This is a genomic window from Glutamicibacter halophytocola, assembly GCF_001302565.1.
Classification (GTDB): Bacteria; Actinomycetota; Actinomycetes; order Actinomycetales; family Micrococcaceae; genus Glutamicibacter; species Glutamicibacter halophytocola.
This window is the reverse complement of sequence record NZ_CP012750.1, coordinates 818,347-838,526: the sequence shown is the minus strand read 5'-3', so window position 1 is coordinate 838,526 and position 20,180 is coordinate 818,347. Positions and strand designations below refer to the sequence as shown.

The 20,180-nt window shown below is 65.0% G+C and carries 19 protein-coding genes and 2 riboswitches; of the genes, 7 read left to right on the top strand and 12 right to left on the bottom strand.

Annotated elements, in window-relative coordinates; genetic code table 11:
* Nucleotides 1–27 precede the first annotated feature (27 nt).
* The 5 genes from AOZ07_RS03960 to AOZ07_RS03940 form a co-directional block, all read right to left on the bottom strand.
* Entirely contained in the window at nt 28–261 is a 234-nt protein-coding gene (locus AOZ07_RS03960) for an SHOCT domain-containing protein (RefSeq protein WP_060700810.1), read from the bottom strand.
* A gap of 135 nt (nt 262–396) precedes the next feature.
* A complete protein-coding gene (locus AOZ07_RS03955; RefSeq protein WP_084793125.1) occupies nt 397–735 on the bottom strand; it encodes a TM2 domain-containing protein in 339 nt (112 codons plus the stop codon).
* A gap of 94 nt (nt 736–829) precedes the next feature.
* Nucleotides 830–1,501, bottom strand: a complete 672-nt coding sequence (locus AOZ07_RS03950; RefSeq protein ID WP_060700809.1) for a response regulator — start codon at nt 1,499–1,501, stop codon at nt 830–832.
* A complete protein-coding gene (locus tag AOZ07_RS03945) occupies nt 1,498–2,616 on the bottom strand; it encodes a sensor histidine kinase (RefSeq protein WP_060700808.1) in 1,119 nt (372 codons plus the stop codon). Before AOZ07_RS03945 ends, AOZ07_RS03950 begins: the two co-directional genes overlap by 4 nt.
* Nucleotides 2,617–2,695: 79 nt before the next feature.
* Complete coding sequence (locus tag AOZ07_RS03940) at nt 2,696–3,601, bottom strand: LysR substrate-binding domain-containing protein (RefSeq protein WP_194943791.1); 906 nt, start codon at nt 3,599–3,601, stop codon at nt 2,696–2,698.
* A 106-nt stretch (nt 3,602–3,707) separates the two neighbouring features.
* Here AOZ07_RS03940 and AOZ07_RS03935 point away from each other — a divergent pair, with 106 nt between their 5' ends.
* The 4 genes from AOZ07_RS03935 to AOZ07_RS03920 are packed head-to-tail and all read left to right on the top strand — an operon-like array spanning nt 3,708 to nt 7,973.
* A complete protein-coding gene (locus AOZ07_RS03935; protein WP_084793123.1) occupies nt 3,708–4,973 on the top strand; it encodes a cytochrome P450 in 1,266 nt (421 codons plus the stop codon).
* Nucleotides 4,974–4,992: 19 nt separating this feature from the next.
* A complete protein-coding gene (locus AOZ07_RS03930; protein ID WP_060700807.1) occupies nt 4,993–5,316 on the top strand; it encodes a 2Fe-2S iron-sulfur cluster-binding protein in 324 nt (107 codons plus the stop codon).
* 1 nt (nt 5,317) lies between these two features.
* A complete protein-coding gene (locus AOZ07_RS03925) occupies nt 5,318–6,541 on the top strand; it encodes an NAD(P)/FAD-dependent oxidoreductase (RefSeq protein WP_060700806.1) in 1,224 nt (407 codons plus the stop codon).
* 43 nt (nt 6,542–6,584) lie between these two features.
* On the top strand, nt 6,585–7,973 hold the full coding sequence (locus AOZ07_RS03920; protein WP_060700805.1) for an MFS transporter: 1,389 nt from the start codon (nt 6,585–6,587) through the stop codon (nt 7,971–7,973).
* A gap of 47 nt (nt 7,974–8,020) precedes the next feature.
* Here the strand turns inward: AOZ07_RS03920 and AOZ07_RS03915 are convergent, their stop codons facing one another.
* Complete coding sequence (locus AOZ07_RS03915; RefSeq protein ID WP_060700804.1) at nt 8,021–8,887, bottom strand: bifunctional methylenetetrahydrofolate dehydrogenase/methenyltetrahydrofolate cyclohydrolase; 867 nt, start codon at nt 8,885–8,887, stop codon at nt 8,021–8,023.
* Nucleotides 8,888–8,927: 40 nt separating this feature from the next.
* Nucleotides 8,928–9,004, bottom strand: a riboswitch (ZMP/ZTP riboswitch).
* 53 nt (nt 9,005–9,057) lie between these two features.
* On the opposite strand from AOZ07_RS03915, the gene AOZ07_RS03910 reads away from it, so the two are divergent.
* Nucleotides 9,058–10,092: an FAD-dependent oxidoreductase gene (locus AOZ07_RS03910; RefSeq protein ID WP_098945488.1), complete on the top strand. Its 1,035-nt coding sequence runs from the start codon at nt 9,058–9,060 to the stop codon at nt 10,090–10,092.
* A gap of 9 nt (nt 10,093–10,101) precedes the next feature.
* On the opposite strand, the gene AOZ07_RS03905 is transcribed toward AOZ07_RS03910, so the two are convergent.
* Entirely contained in the window at nt 10,102–11,958 is a 1,857-nt protein-coding gene (locus AOZ07_RS03905; RefSeq protein WP_060700803.1) for a hypothetical protein, read from the bottom strand.
* Between the two features lie 215 nt (nt 11,959–12,173).
* On the opposite strand from AOZ07_RS03905, the gene purU reads away from it, so the two are divergent.
* Both purU and AOZ07_RS03895 read left to right on the top strand, forming a co-directional pair.
* The gene (gene purU / locus AOZ07_RS03900; RefSeq protein ID WP_060700802.1) at nt 12,174–13,016 is read left to right on the top strand and encodes a formyltetrahydrofolate deformylase; all 843 of its coding nucleotides are present in this window, start codon (nt 12,174–12,176) and stop codon (nt 13,014–13,016) included.
* A 37-nt stretch (nt 13,017–13,053) separates the two neighbouring features.
* Nucleotides 13,054–13,572 (top strand): gamma carbonic anhydrase family protein, encoded by a 519-nt coding sequence (locus AOZ07_RS03895; protein ID WP_060700801.1) that lies wholly within the window; start codon nt 13,054–13,056, stop codon nt 13,570–13,572.
* Here the strand turns inward: AOZ07_RS03895 and AOZ07_RS03890 are convergent.
* From AOZ07_RS03890 to AOZ07_RS03870, 5 genes are all read right to left on the bottom strand, one after another.
* Complete coding sequence (locus AOZ07_RS03890) at nt 13,569–15,218, bottom strand: HNH endonuclease signature motif containing protein (protein ID WP_060700800.1); 1,650 nt, start codon at nt 15,216–15,218, stop codon at nt 13,569–13,571. The two genes, AOZ07_RS03895 and AOZ07_RS03890, sit on opposite strands and share 4 nt — an antisense overlap.
* A gap of 63 nt (nt 15,219–15,281) precedes the next feature.
* Nucleotides 15,282–16,151, bottom strand: a complete 870-nt coding sequence (locus tag AOZ07_RS03885; RefSeq protein ID WP_060700799.1) for an AraC family transcriptional regulator — start codon at nt 16,149–16,151, stop codon at nt 15,282–15,284.
* 71 nt (nt 16,152–16,222) lie between these two features.
* Nucleotides 16,223–17,428, bottom strand: a complete 1,206-nt coding sequence (locus tag AOZ07_RS03880; RefSeq protein WP_060700798.1) for a cystathionine gamma-synthase — start codon at nt 17,426–17,428, stop codon at nt 16,223–16,225.
* Nucleotides 17,425–18,729, bottom strand: a complete 1,305-nt coding sequence (locus tag AOZ07_RS03875) for an O-acetylhomoserine aminocarboxypropyltransferase/cysteine synthase family protein (protein WP_060700797.1) — start codon at nt 18,727–18,729, stop codon at nt 17,425–17,427. The genes AOZ07_RS03880 and AOZ07_RS03875 overlap by 4 nt, the downstream gene beginning before the upstream one ends.
* Nucleotides 18,730–18,817: 88 nt before the next feature.
* A riboswitch (SAM riboswitch) is annotated at nt 18,818–18,908 on the bottom strand.
* A gap of 232 nt (nt 18,909–19,140) precedes the next feature.
* Nucleotides 19,141–20,082 carry a LysR family transcriptional regulator gene (locus AOZ07_RS03870; RefSeq protein WP_060700796.1) on the bottom strand — a complete coding sequence of 314 codons (942 nt, stop codon included), beginning with the start codon at nt 20,080–20,082 and terminating at the stop codon, nt 19,141–19,143.
* Nucleotides 20,083–20,180 lie beyond the last annotated feature (98 nt).

Below are 20,180 nucleotides of genomic sequence, written 5' to 3'. Positions count from 1 at the left end.
ACGAGCGGGCCCTGGCTTTTCTGGCGGCTATTTCCTGGTGCGCAAGACCTCGAGACGCTGCCGGTACTCGGTGTCGTCGATCTCCCCGCGGGCGTAGCGCTCGCGCAGGACGCCCTCGGCGCTGGCCGGTCCTTGATGCCGGCGGCGCTTGAAGCAGAAGATCAGCAACCCGATCACCAGGATCCAGAAAATCGGGAAGAACCAGAACGGGCCGGGGCCGTAGCCCCAGGCGTGCGCTGCGATTGCCAGGGTCGGGATCATTGTGGAACTCCTTGGTAGATGTGCGGGACCTCGCGTCCCATGCATCCACTCTCCCGCTCCCGGCGCTTGGGCACATCCGCTCGGGGAAGGCACTTTGATCGGGCGGCGTACTCCCCCGGGCAGACTGCCGGTACGCTATGCCATGTAACGGGTGGTGCCGCGCTGGTTGATGCGCTGCACCGTGCCGGGGATGGTGAACAGGTCGATAATCAGCAAGATCCACAGCACGCCCAAAGGCACCCAGCCGATCAGGATGAAGGTCGTGGCCCAGCCGATGACGCCCAGCGCCAGGTACACGATGCCCGCCACTACCTGGCCGAGGTAGAACTTGTGGATGCCCAGCTGGCCAAGGAAGAACCACAGCACATAGGCCAGCAGGGTGCTCTTCTGGTTCACGATCACGATGTGGTTGTTGATCTGGATGGGCTGCTGCTCATAGGGGCGTTGCGGCTGGCCGCCAGTATTTTCCGTCATGGGTACCTCGCTAGATTCTCTGTGCTGCGTGCGATGATGCATTCACCACCACTTTATCCGACAACTTGAGAATTGCGTCCCAATCCGGAGTGGGTTACGCGTTGCCCAGCGCTTCGCCGGGGGTGATCAGGCCGGATTCGTAGGCCAGCACCACCAGCGAGGTGCGATCGCGCACCCCCAGCTTGCCGATGATCCGCGAAACATGGGTTTTTGCGGTCAGCGGGGTGATGAAAAGTGCTGCCGCGATCTCCGCATTGGTTTTCCCGGTGCCGATCTGCACCAGCACTTCGCGTTCCCGGGCGGTCAGTTCGGCCAGGCGCGGGTCGGCGGGAAGCTTCTTCTGGATCCCGGTGGCGACCTGGCTCAGCAGCGTGCGGGTGACGCTCGGCGAGAGCAGCGAATCGCCTGCCGCCACAATGCGCACCGCCTCGATCAGCTGCGCCGGCTCGGTGTCCTTGACCAGGAACCCGCTGGCTCCGGCGCGGATCGAATCCAGGATGTACTCTTCGAGCTCGAAGGTGGTCAGCATGATCACGCGGGTGGGCAGCTCGGCTGTGATCTGTGCGGTCGCGGAAATCCCGTCGCCGTGGGGCATGCGGATATCCATCAGCACGATATCCGGCTTCGTGGCGCGCGCCAGCTGCACCGCCTCCGTGCCGCTGCCTGCGGTGCCGAGCACCGTCATGTCGGCTTCGGCTTCCAGCAGCGCGCTGAACCCGGCGCGAATCAGCGACTGGTCGTCGACGATCAGTACCCCGATGCTCATGATGCCTCCTGGGGTGCCGGAATGCGCAAGGTGACCACGGTGCCAGGCCGGGCGGCCCCGGGCAGCTGCGCCGGTCCCAGCGAGACGGTTCCGCCCAGTTGCTGCACGCGTTCGCGCAATCCGCGCAGGCCGTTGCCCTCTACAGCGGCGCCCAAGCCGATGCCGTCATCGGCGATGGATGCCACCGCTTGCGTGCCATCCGCCCTCAACGCGACGATCGCGGTGGAGGCATGCGCATGGCGGACGATATTGGTCAGCGATTCCTGGACCACCCGGTAGATAGTGTTCTCCACGCGCTCATCCACCCAACCCGGCAGATCTCCGGGAGGGGTGTAATGCACCGCCAGTTCGCCGGAGGAAACCCGGGCCGCCAGATCCGGCAGCTGCCCGATGCGCTGGCTGGGGATCCTGGGCGCATCGTGGCGCAGCACCGAGAGGACCTCGCGCACCTCGGCGAGCGCATGGGAGGAACCGGACTTGATGTTGCCCAGCGCCTCGATGAGCTTGCCCGGATCGGGGTCCTTCTGCGCCAGGTGCAGGGCCACCGACGCCTGCACATTGATCATGGACAGCGAGTGGGCCACCACGTCGTGGATATCGCGGGCCAGCACCAGCCGTTCCTCGTTGCGTTCATGCCGCCGGCGTTCGGCTTCAGCCTTGCGCCGGTCCTCCCGGCGACTGCGCCCTGCCTTGGCGAGCTCGCCGGCCAGCAGAAGCACTGCCAGCCAGGCCAGCAACAGGTAGATCCTCAGCTCGGCATGCTGCACGGCCAGCAGCCAAGCCCCGGCACCGAATGCCACGGCAGCGCCCCAGGCCCACCAGCGGGCATCGAGCACTACGGCAATGAACAGGGACGCCAGCAGGCTGGGCAGGAACGGCCCGAAGGGGAACCCGGCAGCCAGGTAGGCCAGCGCGACAGCGGCGGCACCTGCGGCCATGGGGCCGGGAGCCCGGCGGCGCAGCAGCAGCAAAGCCGGACCAGCCAGTAGCACAAGGGTGGCTGCCAGCGGCCGGGATACGCCCTGATGCGCGGTGGCGGCGCCCAAGCCGGCTAGCTGGATGACCGCCACCACGACGGGCAGGATCGCCAGCGGAGGGCGTCGACGGGTATTCATGCACCGAGGATACTCCGGAAGCCGGCCTCGCGGCATCGGCCACTGGGAGTATCCGGCTGCTCCCCTGGGAGCAGCCCGGTCACCGAGCTGGCTTATGCAGTTCCAACGCCAGAGCATGCATGGCGGTGGCCGCCTTGGACGGGGCGATCGCCCGGGGACGGGCCAGTGCGACGCGCACCGTGCGGGCCACCGGGTGGATCGGGCGCGCCACCAGCTCCAGCCCCTCGTAGGAGACGTCCGCCGCCGGGCGCTGGACCAGCACCGCGTATCCCAGCCCCCGGGCCACCATCGAGCGGGTGACCTCGAAGTCGGCAGTACGGTAGCGGATCCATGGCTCCACCGCGGCGGACTCGAACAGGTTCTGCGTATGCTCCCGGCTTGGCGGGACATCCAGCAGGATCATTGGTTCGCCGGCCAGCCGCACCAGCGGCACTTTCGGCTCGGCGGCCAGCGGGTGCTCCGCGGGCAGCAGTACGTAGGGTTCGGTGCGGAATAATTCGGTGCGCTCGATGCCCTCGGGCAGCCCGAAGTCGTAGACGAACGCCAGGTCCAGATTCCCGGCGGCCAGCATCTGGAAAATCTCCTGCTGCGTGCCCGCGAAGAAGTCGACCTCCACCTGCGCGTAGCGCTTCCCGTACTCGGCCAGCAACCCGGGCAGCACCGTGGGAGCCAACGACGAGTAGCAGCCCACCCGCACCTTCCCGGCCAGCACTTCGCCAGCTCCGCTGGCCATCTGCTCCAGGTCCCCGGAGGCCTGCAGGATTCCCTGCGCCTCGTCCAAAACGTAGCGTCCCGCCGGGGTCAGGCTCACGCCGTGGGCCTTGCGCCGAATCGTCAGCTGCGTATTCAGCACGCGTTCGAGCTCATTGAGCCCTCCGGTCACCGCCGAGGCTGACAAATTCAGCGACAGCGCGGCAGCGCTGATGGAGCCCAACTGCCCCACGGCGGCCAGGCATTCGAGCTGACGCAGCGTAAATTTCGGCACTATTCCTCGCTTGCTCAGTGGATATTCCTCACTTATAACCATTTTACCCGTGGTTATGGCCTCCCTCACACTGGTGATTGACCAAGCATCTTCAAAAGGAGACAGCATGAGCAGCACCTCAGCGGCCTGCCCCTTCACCGGCGCACAGGCCAGCACCGGCACCGCGCCAGCCACGTACGCCAACACCGCGAACGCAGTTCGCGAGGCCCCGATCGCCGATTGGGTAAGAATCGAGGACATGTACCGCGACCCGTTCCCGATCTACCAGCGCCTGCGCGCCGAAGCACCGCTGCATTGGGTCCCGGCAGTCAACCGCTACATGGTGACCTCCTATGCCGCCTGCCACGAGATCGAGCAGGATGAAGCCCGCTTCTCCGCCAACGAACGCAACTCGCTGATGAAGCGGTCCATGGGCCACTCGATGCTGCGCAAGGACAACCCGGAACACCAGGTGGACCGCGGCTCCTACGGAGCGACGCTGCGCCCGGGCACCATCAAGAAGCTCTGGAACGGGATCTTCGAGCAGAACAACCGCAAGTACCTGGGCGAGCTCCTCGCCAAGGGCCCGGGCTCGGACTTCGTCTGGGACTACGCCGCCCCCTACACCGCGGAGAACTTGCGGCTGATCTGCGGATTCCACAACGCCACCCAGCAGGACATGCAGCGTTGGAGCCAGACCATGATCGACGGCACCGGCAACTATGCCGACGACCCCAAGGTCTGGGCCAAAGCGGCCGCCTCCTCGGCCGAGGTCGATGCCGCCATCGACGAGATGCTCCCCTATCTGGCCAAGAACCCGGACCACTCGCTGCTTTCCAATCTGGCCTCCGTGCCGATCCCACTGGAAGCCATCCGGGCGAACCTGAAGATGACCATCGGCGGAGGGCTGAACGAGCCGCGCGACGTGCTGTCCACCACCGTCTGGGCGCTGTTGGAGAACCCCGAGCAGCTGCAGGCGGTCCGCCACGACCCTGCGCTGTTCCCCAAGGCCTTCGAGGAATCGGTGCGCTGGGTTGCCCCGATAGGCATGTACCCCAGGGAGACCACCCAGGAGCTGGTACTGGAAGGCGTGAGGCTGCCAGCCGGCGCGCGGCTGGGCGTGGTGCTCGGCGCTGCTAATCGAGACCCGGAGGTTTTCGAAGACCCCGAAACCTTCAACATCTTCCGCGAGAAGAAGCCGCACCTGGCGTTTGGCGGCGGCGTGCACTTCTGCGCCGGCACCTGGATCGCCCGGGCGCAGGTCGCCCAGGTCGCCCTGCCAGCGGTCTTCGAGAACTTGCCGAACCTTCGCCTGGATCCATCCAGCGGCAGCGTCGATGCCGGCTGGGTCTTCCGCGGCATGACCAAGATGCCTGTCCTCTGGGACGCCTGAGAATACAAGGAGCCTTCCGATGCCTATCATCACCTTTGAACAGCCCAACGGCACTGCCACCGACGTCGAGGTCGCTGAGGGCGGCAACATCATGCGCGCCGCCGTCGCCAACGGAATCGCCGGGATCGTCGGCGAATGCGGCGGCCAAGCCATGTGCGCCACCTGCCACGTCTACGTGCACCCTGAGGATGCCGCGGCCCTGCCCGAGCCGGGCGAAGACGAAGATGAAATGCTCGACTGCACCACCGCTGAGCGCACCGGGACCAGCCGGCTGGGCTGCCAGGTCGTGCTGGGCGGCGCGCTGCAGTCCATCCGGGTCGCCGTTCCCTCCGAACAGGTTTGAAATGAGCGAGAGCATCCTGATCATCGGCGCCGGCCATGCCGGCGTGCAACTGGCCGAATCGCTGCGCGAGCACGGCCACGACGGCCCCATCACCCTGGTCGACCAAGGCGCGCAGCAGCCCTACCAGCGCCCGCCGCTGTCAAAGGACTTCGTGGCAAGCCACCAGGCGCCCGAGATGCTGCCGCTGCGATCGGAGGGCTTCTACGCCCAGCAGCGCATCGAGCTGCTCACTTCGGTGAGCGCCACCGCGGTAGACCGTGCGGCGCGCACCGTGGACCTGTCCAATGGGGAGCAACTCGGCTACGACCGGATGGTCTTCGCCACCGGCGCGCGCAATCGGGAACTGGCCTGCCCCGGTGCCAGGGACCCGCGGGTCATCGGACTGCGCACGCTGAACGACGCGGAAAACCTGCGCCAGAAGCTGGACGGCGCGCAACGCGCCGTCGTGGCCGGTGCCGGCTTCATCGGCCTGGAGTTCGCGGCCGCGGCCCGGGCCCGCGGGATCGACGTCACGGTGCTGCACTCGGCGTCCAGGGTGCTGAACCGCTCGGTCTCCCGCCGGCTCTCCGAATGGTTCACCAAGGCCCATCGCGGCGACGGCATCGACCTGCGCCTGAGCGAAGGAGTGCAATCAATCGACGCGCACGACGACCTGCAAGTGCATTCCACCGAAAGGGAAAGCTACCGGGCCGATCTGGTGGTGTACGGCATCGGCGTGCTGCCCAACGTTGATTTGGCAGAAGCATCGGGCCTGGCCTGCGAGAACGGCATCCTGGTGGATGCCTCGCTGCGCACCTCCGATGAACGCGTCTACGCAATAGGCGACTGCGCCAATGTCGACCGAGGAGGCACGCGGGTACGCCTGGAATCGGTGCAGAACGCCACGGACCAGGCCCGCAACCTGGCCCGCACGCTGTGCGGCGAGCCCGCGGCATATTCGGAAGTTGCCTGGTTCTGGAGCGTCCAGGGCCGCCACCGCTTGCAAATCGCGGGGCTGGCCCAGCCCAGCGACAGCAGCATGCTGCTGGGCGATCCGGAGAGCGGCAAATTCTCCATCGCCCAGCTGCGCGACGGGCAGCTGGTTGCGGTGGAATCCGTGAACCGTCCCGCCGACCACGCGGCCGCCCGCAAGTTGCTGTCCCGCGGCGAGAGCATTACCGATGCCATGCTCGCCAGCGCCGGTTCCCTGAAAGAACTGGCCTGCGCCACACCAGCCGCGGCCTAGGCCGCGCACCCCGCAATCACTCCAATCTAAATGAGGTCAGCTCATGAGCACACTCACCCGACGCCCCGGCACCAGCCAACGTCGCATCGCCTTCGCCACCGTCATCGGCACCACCATCGAGTGGTACGACTTCTTCATCTACGCCACCGCGGCGGGGCTGGTCTTCGCCCACTTGTTCTTCGAGCCGGCCGGCGCGCAGATCGGCCTGCTGCTCTCCTTTGCCAGCGTCGGCATTTCCTTCCTCTTCCGCCCGCTGGGCGCGTTCCTGGCCGGGCACTTCGGGGACAAGATCGGCCGGCGCGCCATGCTGGTGCTTACTTTGGCGCTCATGGGCGCCTCAACCACGCTGATCGGCGTGTTGCCGACCTATGAGACCGCGGGCGTGCTAGCCCCGGTGATGCTGCTGCTCTTGCGCATCATCCAGGGCATCTCCGCCGGTGGCGAATGGGGCGGAGCAGTGCTCATGGCCGTTGAGCATGCCCCGAAGGACCGCCGGGCCCGCGCCGGCGCCTACCCGCAGCTCGGCGTGCCGCTGGGCATGCTGCTGGCCTCGGGAATGATGGCGCTGATGACAGGGGTCCTCTCCCCCGGCGAACAGTTCTTGGCTTGGGGCTGGCGAGTGCCATTCCTGCTCAGCTTCGTGCTGATCGTCGTTGGCTACTTCATCCGCCGCGCGGTGGATGAATCCCCGGTATTCGAGGAAATCGCCCAGAAGAAAGCGCAGACCCGCGTGCCGATCGTGGTGCTGTTCAAGAAGCACTGGCAGCTGGTCCTGATTGCCGCGCTGATCTTCGCGGGCAACAATGCCGCCGGCTACATGACCACCGGAGGGTTCCTGCAGGCCTACATGACCGACCCCAACGGTCCGGTGGGCTTCACCCGCACCCAGGTGCTGCTGGCGGTGTCCTTCGGGGCGGTCATGTGGTTCGCCTTCACCCTGCTTTCGGGGGTCGTGGCCGACAAAATCGGACGCAAGCGCACCTACCAGATCGGCTTCGTCAGCCAACTGCTGTGCATCTTCCCGCTGTTCTGGCTGGTCAACACCGCGAGCCTTCCGCTGCTCTACCTGGCATTTGCCCTGTTTGCCATCGGCTTGGGATTCTCCTACGGGCCACAGGCTGCACTGTATTCCGAATTGTTCCCTGCTTCAGTGCGCTTCTCTGGGGTTTCCATCTCCTACGCCTTCGGCGCGATCCTGGGCGGAGCCTTCGCCCCAATGATCGCCACCGCACTGGTGCAGGCCACCGGCGGGACCACTGCGGTCGGCTGGTACCTGTTCGCGCTCACTGCGCTGTCGCTGGCAGCGGTCAGCCTGGTGCGTGATCGCAGCGGCATCGACCTGGGCATCGGCAACCAGTCCGAGCAGGAAGTCGGGGCACTGGTCTTCGACCGGCGCACCGCAAAGCAGCCCGTGCCGCACGACGCACTGTAGGCAAAAACCGGCAGCCCACCATTGGCGGACTGCCGGTTTTTTCGCGTCTACTTGGCTGCGTTGCGCTCGGCGGCCTCGACGACGTTGTTCAGCAGCATGGCGCGGGTCATCGGGCCTACGCCGCCCGGGTTCGGGGAGATCCAGGAGGCCACTTCGGCGGCGGCCGGATCCACGTCGCCGGTGACCTTGCCATCCACGCGGGAAACGCCCACGTCAAGCACGATCGCGCCGGGCTTGATGGCGTCGGCCTTCACAATATGCGGAACGCCGGCGGCGGCGATGATGACATCGGCCTGGGCGAGCAATTCGGGAAGGTTGGTGGTGCCGGTGTGCGCCAGGGTGACGGTGGCGTTCACGCTGCGGCGAGTGAGCAGCAGGCCGACCGGGCGGCCGATGGTTACGCCGCGGCCCAGGACCAGCACGTGCTTGCCGTTCAGGTCGATATCGTGGCGGGCCAGCAGGTCCACGCAACCCAGCGGGGTGCACGGCAGCGGCGAGGTCATCGGGCGGTTCACGTTAGCCACCAGGCGGCCGAGGTTCATCGGGTGCAGGCCGTCGGCATCCTTGGAGGGATCCATCGCCTCGAGGATCACATCCTGGTCGATGTGCTTGGGCAGGGGCAGCTGCACGATGTAGCCGGTGCAGTCCGGGTTCTCGTTCAGTTCGCGGACCTTGGCGAGCAGCTCGTCCTGGGTGGTTTCCTCGGGCAGGTCCACGCGGATGGACTCGATGCCGACCTCGGCGCAGTCCTTGTGCTTGCCGCCCACGTACCATGCGGAGCCTGGATCGTTGCCGACCAGAATGGTGCCCAGCCCGGTGGTGTGGCCCGCAGCCTTCAGCTTGGCGACACGTTCAGCCAGTTCCTGCTTGATGGCGGCCGCGGTGGCCTTTCCGTCGAGAATGCGTGCGCTCACGCGTATCCTTCCGTAGGCGCCTCGTTCCCAAGGCGGGTGGTGTGCGGACCCAGGCGCGCGGCTCGCACAATTAGCTCCCCGGTGGTTACCCACCTAACGCCAGTCACGCGTTCCAGTGTAGCGAAAATGCCCCCAGGAATGATCTTGTAGTGCGCAGAGTTACCTTTAGTGTGTACTCGACAATTGTGATCGGCGCCGGGCAAGCCGGGCTCTCAGCCGCCTACCATCTGGCCAAGCGCGGCGTGGACTTCCTGGTGCTCGATGCGAACCCCGGACCCGGTGGCGCGTGGCAGAACCGCTGGGACTCCCTGACCCTGGGCGCCACCCACCATATCCACCCGTTGCCCGGCTTCCCGCTGGAGGACCAGGACTCCACGAGGCCTGCCTCGGGGGTGGTCAAGGAGTACTACGGCGAGTATGAGCGGCGCTTTGCGCTGCCGGTGCGGCATTCAACCACGGTTACATCGGTGCAGCGGGTGGAGGATCACTTCGAGGTGCATGCCGATCAGCTGTACACCGCGCGCACCCTTATTAATGCGACCGGTACCTGGACCAATCCGTTCTGGCCGGTGTACCCCGGGCATTTTGACGGGCTGCAGGTGCATACCAATGGGTTTGCCTCTCCTGCCCAGTTTGATGGGAAGCGAGTCCTGGTGGTGGGGGCCGGGGCCAGCGCCACCCAGTTCATCGTGCAGCTGCGCGAGGCCGGAGTCGATACCCTCTGGTCCACTCGGCGAGCGCCGGATTGGCGGGAGTTCACCGGGGCGGAGTGGGGACTGGAGGTGGAGCGCCAGGTCAACGAGCGCACCCGGGCAGGATTGCCGCCCAAATCGGTGGTCGGAACCACCGGGCTGGCGCTGACCGAGAAGATGCGCGCCGGGATCGCTTCCGGGGCGCTGGTATCGCGCGGGAAGATCGCCCGGCTGGAATCGGACGCGGTGGTCTTTGCCGACGGTTCGCGGGAGAAGATCGACGCGATCCTCTGGGCGACCGGCTTCCGCCATGCCCACCGCCACCTGCGCGACCTCAAGCTGCACACCGAGTCCGGCGGCATCCTCATGGACGACGATGGGGTTTCCGCCACCGCGATGCCCGGGATCTTTTTTGTCGGCTACGGGGCTTCGGCCTCCACGCTCGGGGCCACGCGGGCCGGCCGAAAGGCCGCACTGGCGGCGAGCAAGTTCCTGACCTCGGTGGCGGTATAGCCTGCCGAGTTACTTCTTGCTCACCTTGGTGACCACGGTGGTGTAGCCGAGTTTCGATGCGGTCACCCGCACGCTCAAGGTCTTCCGGGCATCGGCTTTCACTACCTTGTAGCTTGGCTTGGTGGCCTTGGGAATGCTCTTCCCCGAGCGCATCCACTGGTAGGAGATCTTCACGTTTTTCGTGCTGTAGCTGCCTGCCGTGGCTTTCAAAGTCTTGCCCGTGGATTTCTTTCCGGTCATCACCGGCTTCTTCAGGACTTTCAGCTTGGCGGCTGCGATCTTCCCGGTCGCAGTGCTGGTCACGGTCTTGGTGGTGTAGTTGGTCTTGGCATAGGTCACCGAGACCGAGATCCGTTGGTTCAGATCTGCCGGTTTGAGCGTGTAGGTCGTTGCCGTGGCGCCCTTGATCTTCTGGCCGCTGCGCAGCCACTGGTACTTAGTGGACTGGGCGGCTGGAGCCGCTGTGGCGGTCTTGGCGGTGAGCTTCGAACCGACTTTTGCGGTTCCGGAGACCTGAGGCCTGGCAACGGTGATCATGCCCTTGACGACCTTGACCGCGGTGCTGTCCGGCAGCCATACCGATTCTCCGTCCGCCGCGTGCAGAGTTGCCCGCACGGCGATCTTGCGGTTGGCATAGGACTGGGGTGGGGTATAGGTTTTCGCGGTAGCCCGCGGAATCTCGAATCCGTCGACTAGCCACTGATAATGGCGTGTGAACTCCGGGAAGTATGCGCCGTCGAGGGAAGCGGTGAGTTTCTGTCCCACGATCTTGCTGCCGCTGATCGTGGCCTTGGCGATCGAGGCCACTGTCGCGGCAATCGGCGCGCCGTACGTCATCGTCCCCTGCGCCGAGGGGACCCATACTTCGCCGTTTTGACGAACTTCTTTCGACTCAAAATTCAGCGCGATGACTTTCTTGGAGTCTTCGCGCACCAGCTGGTAGCTCTCTCCTACGGCACCGGGGATCGGTGCCCCGTTGCGGGTCCACTGCAGGGCCGTATATGGGTAGTTGCTTATCGGTGCCAGCAGATCATCTCCCACTACCGCCGCATCGTGTCCCTCCAGCGACGGGTTCCTGTTCAGTGAAATACGGCCAAGCTTCACGGTATCGCGCACGCCCACGTGCCAGCCTGCCGCATAGCTGACAGACCTCAGGTTCTCCTGGCCCGGGATCACTGCCTCGAAATCGTTGAGTTCTGCCTTCAACCCCGCGTACCCGGCCTTGTTCGCGGTGAAGCCGGTGGGGCTGATCTGGCCCAGGATACGTACACTGCTGTATTCCCAAGGTTTGAGCATCGTTCCATCTACGGTGATCAAGGGTTCGATCTGCGCGCTGGCACCGACCTTTAGCTCGATGAGCGGCCTGGTGTAGCTGGCGAGATCCAGTACTTCGAGATTGGTCAGGTCCTTGGCCCAGCGGTAATCGGTCGAACTCGTTGCCACCACTTCAAGTTCCTTCAGGCCCGATAGCTGGCCCAGCCCAGCCAGTTGCACCTGCTTCCCCTTAGGGAAGACTATGGACAGCGATTCCAACTCCGGCAATTTGGCTAGTTCCGGGATGATTTCCTGTGGAGCCTCGCTGATCCGAACCGATTGCAACTGGGGGTTTGCAGCCAGGACTTCCAACCCACCGAGTGTCTGCTCCTTCTGGGTGTCGACGCCAATCCACTGGATATTGCCGGTCATCGGCAGATCCTGCAACGATGCCACATTCTTGCAGGACAGCCCCACGACGACACTGGCGGTCTCATCCGTGTGTTCGAAGCAGTCTGCAGAGCTGATAGCACCGTGGGCCGGGGGCACGAGCCCGGCGAAAACCAAGGCGGCGGCGCCTATAACCGAAGTAAAACGATGCAGCAGCCTCATGTGTTTCCCCAAGCGTCAAAATACCAGATTTTATAGACATCATGTCATAGCTCTACCCAGTACGAATTATTGATTCGCAAGATGCCTTTGAGGACGCACCAAGCACTGCCGCTGGGTGCGGAATGTGGTTGTTGATCGCTTTTTCGCGACACATGACCGTGTAACGCCATCGCGACGAATGTGCGTGCAGCGCGCCAGCCGGTTAATCTCAATGCATGAACAATTTCATCGTCACCCTCTCCTGCATCGACCGACCCGGCATCGTCCACGCCATTTCCGGAGGTCTGCTGGGTGCCGGTTGCAATATCACCGAGTCCCAGCAGTTCCTCTCGCCGGAGACTGGCACCTTCTTCATGCGCATCGAGGTCACCACTGAGCAGTCACTGGTGCAGATCCGCGCGGGGCTCGCACCAATCCGCGACGACTTCCACATGTCCCTACGCGTGGCTGACGGCGCCAAGCGCACCCGCACCATGCTCATGTGTTCCAAGGCGGGGCATGCGCTCAACGACCTGCTGTTCGCCCAGCGTTCCGGCACCTTGCCCATTGATGTGCCGGTGATCGTTTCCAACCACCTTGATTTGAAGCCGATGGCCGACTTCTACGGCGTGGAATTCGTTCACCTGCCGGTGACTAAGGAGAACAAGTCGCAGTCCGAGGCCGAGCTGCTCAAGCTCACCGAGGACTACAACATCGAACTGGTGGTGCTGGCCCGCTACATGCAGATCCTCTCCGACTCGCTGTGCGAACGGATGGAAGGCCGCGTCATCAACATCCACCATTCCTTCCTGCCATCCTTCAAGGGTGCCAAGCCCTACCACCAGGCCTATGCACGTGGCGTGAAGCTGATCGGCGCCACAGCGCACTACGTGACCGCCGATCTGGATGAGGGCCCGATCATCGACCAGGAAGTCACCCACGTCTCGCACACCCGCACCGCCGAGCAGCTAGTTGAGCTGGGGCGCAGCGTGGAGGGCCGGACGCTGACCCGTGCGGTGCAGTGGCATGCCGAGCATCGCGTAATGCTCGACGGCCAGCGGACCATCGTCTTCTCATAACTCGCACCGTGCCCCCTCGACAATTAGAGTGGGTGGCATGAGCCACATTATTACTATTGACGGGTCGACCCCGCAGGTCGCCGAGAACGTTTTTGTCGCCCCCACCGCCGTGCTGAGCGGGGACGTGGTGCTGGAGACTCGGGCCAGCGCCTTCTACGGGGTTTCCGTGCGCGGCGACTCGGCTCCGATTCGCGTGGGTGAAGGCACCAATTTGCAGGACAACGTGGTGCTTCACGCGGATGCCGGCTTCCCGTGCACCCTGGGCGCGGGAGTGTCGGTCGGCCACTCGGCAGTAGTGCACGGCGCCACCGTGGGCGACGGCTGCTTGGTGGGCATGAGTGCCACCATCATGAACGGCGCGGTGATCGGCGAGCAGTCGCTCGTGGCCGCCGGCGCGCTGGTGCTGGAAGGCACCCAGGTTCCACCGCGCTCGCTGGTGGCCGGCGTTCCGGCCAAGGTGCGCCGTGAACTCAGCGATGAAGAGGTTGCAGGGTTGAACGTCAACGCCGAGCATTACCTCGAATTGGCGGCCAAGCATTTGGCTGCGAACTCCTAAGCCGCAGCGAACTCTACGGCCATCAGCCCCGAACGCCACTGGGTTGTCATCCGCTCAGCCAGTGCTTCGGCGGCCAGCGCTTCAGTTGGGGTCATGAAGTAGGTATTGATCCTTAGCCGTTGTTCCGGGTCGAGCTCCCTAGACAGTAATACCAGGGGCCGGCTTCCGGAGACCTTGACGGTCCTAAAGAGTCCGCAGTGCCGGCCGATGTGGTGGATCGGGCAGTTCAGGTCTGCCGAGGCGATGTCGGTGCGCCCGCCCTTCTCCCACGGATCCAGATGGTCGAGTTCGCATCGTTCGGCGGGCATGCTGCAACCAGGGTAGGAGCAGCCTCTATAGGCGGCGCGGATTGCCCGGCCTTGGGCCTTGGAAAAAAGCCGCTGGGTACGGCCAAGGTCCAAGGGCAGAGAAGTGCCATTGAGCACCAGCGGGTAAACACCGGCGGTACAGAGTGCGGCTCGTGCTTCACCGGGGGTGAGGGGCAATCCGCTGGAAGTGACAGCAAAGTCCGTGAGCTGCTGTTGCATCTTTTCCCAGTTCAACACGATGCTGACCTGCGCTGCGGGCGGTGTTGACATACCGGAACCGGTGGGAGAACTTCCCATCAACAGAGTTAGCAGTCCCAGTAGCCGGCGGCGTTCGGGCTTCATGTCTTCCCACGGTTTGTGTTCATCCGGTCTCGGCGAACTTGGCGATGTTTCCGGTGGTGCTGATTGCTCCGGCTCGGCGGGTCCAGAACGGTTCCCGCCCTTGGCCCAGTCTGGCATCGACTCCTCAACGTCCCAGTCGCTCCCCGGTTCCCCGGTGAAATGAGCTTCGGCGTCCTTCAAGTGCTCGCGGTTACCGGCCATGGTAGCCGGATTGTCCATCTTGGCGAGGTAGGCCTCGATAAAGGCCGCCTGAGAAGGAAGTAAGCGCAGCACATATTCGACCAGGCCTTGGCGCATGCCGCGTCTAAAAATTCCGATGCACTCAAGCAGGGCCTTGATCGGGCGTTCGCCGGATTTCACCTCGGCTATGAGCGCGTTAATGTGTTTGCGTGCGGACTTCGGTTCGGTGCGCAGGAAAGCAAGTGCGTCGGCTTGGAGTTGTTCTTTCTTTTTACGCCCGGCTTTGCCCTCGCCCAGATCTTTGCGGGCTGAATGCAGTTTCGTGGCCGTGGCAGCGACCGGGCGTGGGTCGACGTCAGGATCCATGAATTGTTCGGCGAGCTGAGGCAACCACGGGGCGATGGGTTGACCTGCATCATTCACCCCGCCAATCAAGCAGTCGGCTTGGATCAGGCGGGACGAAGCGGTGGCCCGTGGAATATCCAGCCAGTCGTGCAGCAACCCGGAAGCACTATTAAAGTGGGTGCGGCCGGCGGTGGTGTGACCGGCCGCGGCCTCGATCTGCTCGATCGTGGGGTTGGTGCCAGCGTCGGTGATGGCTTGGAAGGAAGCCCGATCGAGCTTGTGGGCACCGGTGCGGCGCAGCGCGTGGGCAGCCTGGATCTGCGCGCGGGTTTGCTGCTGGGCCAGGTGCTCGGTGAGCAGCGCGAAGTAGGCGGCGTGGCCGGCGGGCAGGTCGCCGGAAAGCACAGCCGTGGCCGAGGCGACGAGCCGGGCCGCCTCGGCCAGATCCTTGAGTGCTTGTGCTGTGCTCATGGGAACGAGCATGCCCCGCAGAAAAGGATCCGCGGGGCAGGCATCGACGAGGTGTGGATAAGGCTAGCGGTCGGCCTCCACCGGCAGCCAGAGCTCGCAGGTCGCGGTGCTGAAGTCCGCGGCCCGATCGAGCACGGCGACAATGGACGGGCCGGGACGCAAACGCCACGGGTTGGACGGGAACCATGCGGTGGCCGTGGAGGCCCAGAGCTCCTGCAGCGCCGCCGGGTAGGGGCCCGACACGCTGAACACCGCCCAGGCCCCGGCTGGAACCTGGATGGAATCCAGGTCCTCGGGCACCGGGGCCTCGGCCGGCACCGCAACTCCGTGCAGGTAGGTCAGCTCGCTGCCTTCGCGGTAGTCCGCATCGACCTGGTCGCTGACCTGCAGCAGCCCGGCGGGCTCGGCGGCCGACAGCGCCTTGAGCCGGGCATGCTCGGCCATCGGGATGGAGGCGATGTGCTCCTGGATGTGCGGGTTGGACCCGTGGTGGATCAGCGGGACGCGTGCGGCGTATCCGATGAGCTGGAAGTTTTCTCGTTGCGCTATTCGTGCATCCATGGGGCGTTTCCCTTCGACGTTCAGGCTGAACCTGATGATTGGCTGGCTTCGAAGGGGGCCGCCTGATCTGCGGACCTCGCCCGCGCTCGCACCGTGCACGGACCGGAAGGCCCGGCCGAAAGCTTCGGCTGAGCCGTAGCCGTAGCGGATCGCGATAGCTAAGAGGTCATCCCCGGCGAGCAGGTCCGCGGCGGCCAGGGACATGCGCCGGCGGCGGATGTACTCGGAGACCGGCAGGCCGGCCAGCGAGGAGAACATCCTCCGCACGTGGTATTCGGTCGTGCCTTCGCCGCGCAGCAGATCCGCGAGGCTGATCTCGGCGTGCAGGTTCGCCTCGATATGCTCGACGAGCCGATTGAGAATTCCGATCATGTTTCCACCCTTCCCCAATTACTATTCCGTGGGGAAGGGGCGCGCCGCCCGATTATTGCGGTTCGATGCGATCAGGCGTTTTCCAGGGCCTTTTCGCGCACGGTGCTCACAGGCCGGGTGGCCCGGGCGGCGGCCAGGCCGCGTTGAAGATCGGCGATCAGATCCTCGGCCTCCTCGATGCCCACCGAGAGGCGGACCAGGTTGGCCGGGATTTCCAGCGGCGTGCCGATCAGCGAGGCGTGGGTCATTTCGCGCGGATAGCAGACCAGGGATTCCACCCCGCCCAGGGAGACCGAGAGCTGGAAGTACTCCATGGATTGGGCGAAGGCGCGGGCAGCGGCCTCATCTTCCAGGGCCAGCGAGACGATCCCGCCAAAACCGCGCTGCTGGCGGGCGGCCAGCTCGTGCCCGGGGTGCGATTCGAGTCCCGGGTAGTAGACCCGGGTGACCTCGGGCTGCGCATCGAGCCAGCGGGCCAGGGTATCGGCCGAGGCGCAGTGGCGCTCCATGCGCAGGCCCAGGGTTTTCAGCCCGCGGGCGGCCAGGTAGGAATCCTGCGGGCCGGCCACAGCTCCGCCGGCGAACTGCTGGTAGCCCACCGCTTCGGCCAGGGTCTGCCCGCGGAAGTGATGGTCGGCCACGATCACCGCGCCGCCGAGCACATCGGAGTGCCCGCCAATGTATTTGGTGGTGGAGTGGACCACCGCGTGGGCGCCGAAATCCAGCGGGCGCTGCAGATACGGGGTGGCGAAGGTATTGTCCACCACCAGCAGGGCGCCGTGCTCGCGGGCGATGTCCGCCCAGCCGGCCAGGTCGGCGATGCCCAGCAGCGGGTTGGAGGGGGTCTCCACCCAGAGCAGCGCGGTGTTCGGGCGCACCGCGGCGCGCACCGAATCCAGGCTGGTGATGTCCACCGCCGAAGAGGTGATCCCCCACTTGCTGTGCAGCTTGGAGATCAGCCGGTTGGTGCCGCCGTAGCCGTCGGCGCCGAGGATGATGTGGTCGCCCGGTTCGAGCACCGCGCGCAGCAGCGCGTCTTCGGCGGCGATGCCGGAGGCGAAGGCGAAGCCGGCGGCCCCGCCTTCCAGCGCGGTGAGCTGGTCCTGGAACCCGTCGCGGGTGGGATTCGAGCCGCGGGAGTATTCATGCCCGGAGCGCAGCACGTTAATGCCGTCCTGGACGAAGGTGCTGGTCTGGTAGATCGGCGGGACCACCGCCCCGGTGTGCGGGTCCTTGTGCTGGCCGGCGTGCACGGCGAGGGTGTTGAAGCCGCTCATGATGCTCCTTGGGTTTGCGGGGCCAGGGCCTGGGCCAGTGCGTGGTCCAGGGCCTGGGTGAGATCTGCGAGCAGGTCGGCGGGGTCTTCCAGGCCGACCGACAGGCGCAGGGTGGCGGTGTTCAGCCCGGCGGCGGCCAGCTGCTGCTCGGAGAGCCGGCAGTGGGTCATGGTGGCCGGGTGGGAGATCATGGTGCGGGTGTCCCCCACATTGGCGGCCAGCGAAATCAGCTTCAGCCCGTCGATCAGCGGGGAGACCAGCGTGGGATGGGCCAGCTCGATGGCCAGCACGCAACCGGTGCCCTTGGGCGTGATCTTCTTGGCCAGCTCGTGGCTCGGGTGGGTGGACAGCGAGGGGTGGTGGATGGCCACAATGCCCGGGTGCGCCAGGAGCTCGCCGATCAGCGTGGTGACGCTGCGCTGCACATGCCCGGCGCGTACCGGCAGGGTTTCGATGCCGGCCAGGATGCCCTGGGCGCTGGCCGGGGCCAGGGTCGGGCCCAGGTCGTGCAGGAATTTGGAGCGCACCAGCATCGCGTAGGCGGCCGATCCATGGCGCTCAAGCAGCGAGGTGTTGTTCAGCCGCACGCGCGGGGCGGCGATCTGCGGCCAGCGGGCGGCATCGGAGAAGTCGAATTTGCCCGAGTCCACGACGATCCCGCCCAAAACAGAACCGTGTCCGGCCAGGCCCTTGGTGGCCGAGTGCACCACGATGTCCGCGCCATGATCCAGTGGCCGCACATTCAGCGGGGTGGCCAGGGTGTTATCGACCACCACCGGGATATTGTGCTCGTGGGCGATGGCCGCGATGGCGGGAAGATCGGCCACGGTGCACAGCGGGTTAGAGACCGACTCCAGGAAGAACGCCCGGGTGTCTTCCTCGATAGCGCCGGACCAGGCGGACGGATCGGCCTGGTCGACAAAGCTGATGCGGATGCCGAAGTCGGCGAAGGTGTCGGTGAGCAGATCCACGGTGCCGCCGTAGAGCGAGGAGGAGGCCACGATGTGCTTGGGGCCCTGGGTCAGGGCCAGCAGGGACAGGGCTACCGCGGACTGGCCGGTGGCGGTGGCTACCGCTTGGGCGCCGCCTTCCAGTGCTGCCACGCGCTGCTCGAGAATCGAGACGGTGGGGTTGCCGGTGCGCGAGTAGGTGAAGCCGGCCTGGCGCAGCGCGAACTTCTCGATCGCTTCGGCATGCGACTGGAATTGGTAGGCTGCGGAATTGTGCAGTGGCGGCAGCATCGGGCGGAAGTCTCCGCTCGGGCGATATCCGGCATGGACCGCGTCGGTTCCTTGGCTCATAGCTCCTCCTCGTTCTCTGCGAGGGAGTGCACCGATTAGGCATCGTGTGGCAACACGAAGCACAGCACGCAAAAGCGCGTTCGGAACTGCTCCATCGTTCCTGGCATTAGCACCTTTCGGTTTCCCGATGGTTGCTGCGACGTCTTCGAGCCAGATCTCTTAGTCGCTCTTGATGGTTTGTTGTTCTTCCATGGTTGGCCACGGGCCGCAAACGGCGCAAGCGCTATCGGGCGGCCAGCTTCATACAAGGCCGCCAAGCTTCATATGTCGTGAACTTGTCATGATGACGCGGTGGTTGGCACCACTTTATGACGCATAGTTTTGAACAGAACCTGCGTGATTTCAAGGTTTTTGCCGAAGTTTGTGACGATGCGCCGGTGATCGATGACCGGGAGTTACGCCGTGGGCGGCTCAGCCGAGCACCTCGACCCCGAAGCTGGCGACCACCGCGCGAACTTCTTGCAGGTAGCGCTGGGCCTGGTCGGTCAGCGGAATGGCGGCGTGGTCGATCCAGCCGATCTCGATCCGCTCCTCGATCGCCAGCGGGATGGCAACGATGGAGGGATCAAGCTCGTCGCTGATGATGCCGGTGGAGATCGTGTACCCGCCCAGGCCGATCATGAGATTGAAGATGGTGGCGCGGTCCGAAACCTGGATTTCGCGTTGGCTGGAGCGCGTGGAGAGCACCTCCTCGGCGAAGTAGAAGGAATTGTTCGCGCCCTGGTCGAAGGTCAGCCGCGGCAGGTCCTCGAGGTCTTCGAGCGTGACCTGGTCCCGGGTGGCCAGCGGGTTGCTGCGCGAGATGAAGATGTGCGGATCAGCCAGGAACAGCGGGTGGAAGGCCAGCCGGGATTCGCGCAGCAGCTTGTCGATGACCTTCCGGTTGAAGTCGTTGCGGTAGAGGATCCCGATGTCGCTGCGCAGGGTGCGCACGTCCTCGATGATCTGTTCGGTGCGCGTCTCGCGGAGCGAAAACTGGTATTCCTCGGCGCCGCTGGCCTGGACCATCCGGACAAAGGCGTCCACCGAAAATGAGTAGTGCTGGGTGGAGACGCCCAGCAGGCGCCTGGCGGAGGGCCGGCCGAGGTAGCGGTGCTCAAGAAGCTCCACCTGCTCCAGGACCTGCCGGGCATAGCCGAGGAATTCTGCGCCTTCGGCGGTGAGCGTCACTCCCCTGGCCGAGCGCACCAGCAAGGTGCGCCCCACCCGAGATTCGAGCTCCTTCATCGCCGCCGACATGCTGGGCTGCGCGACGTAAATCAAGTCGGCTGCGGCGGAGATCGAGCCTTCGGAGGCGACCGCCACGAAATAGCGAAGCTGCTGCAGTGTCAAGCCATTTGTTCCCTGAACCATAGATTGAGTCTATATGAATCCATAGTTATATCGAGTTACCTGATATCAAGAATCACCCTGCAAGATTGACGCAACGACTTCCCCTCGGCCTGCCCAGG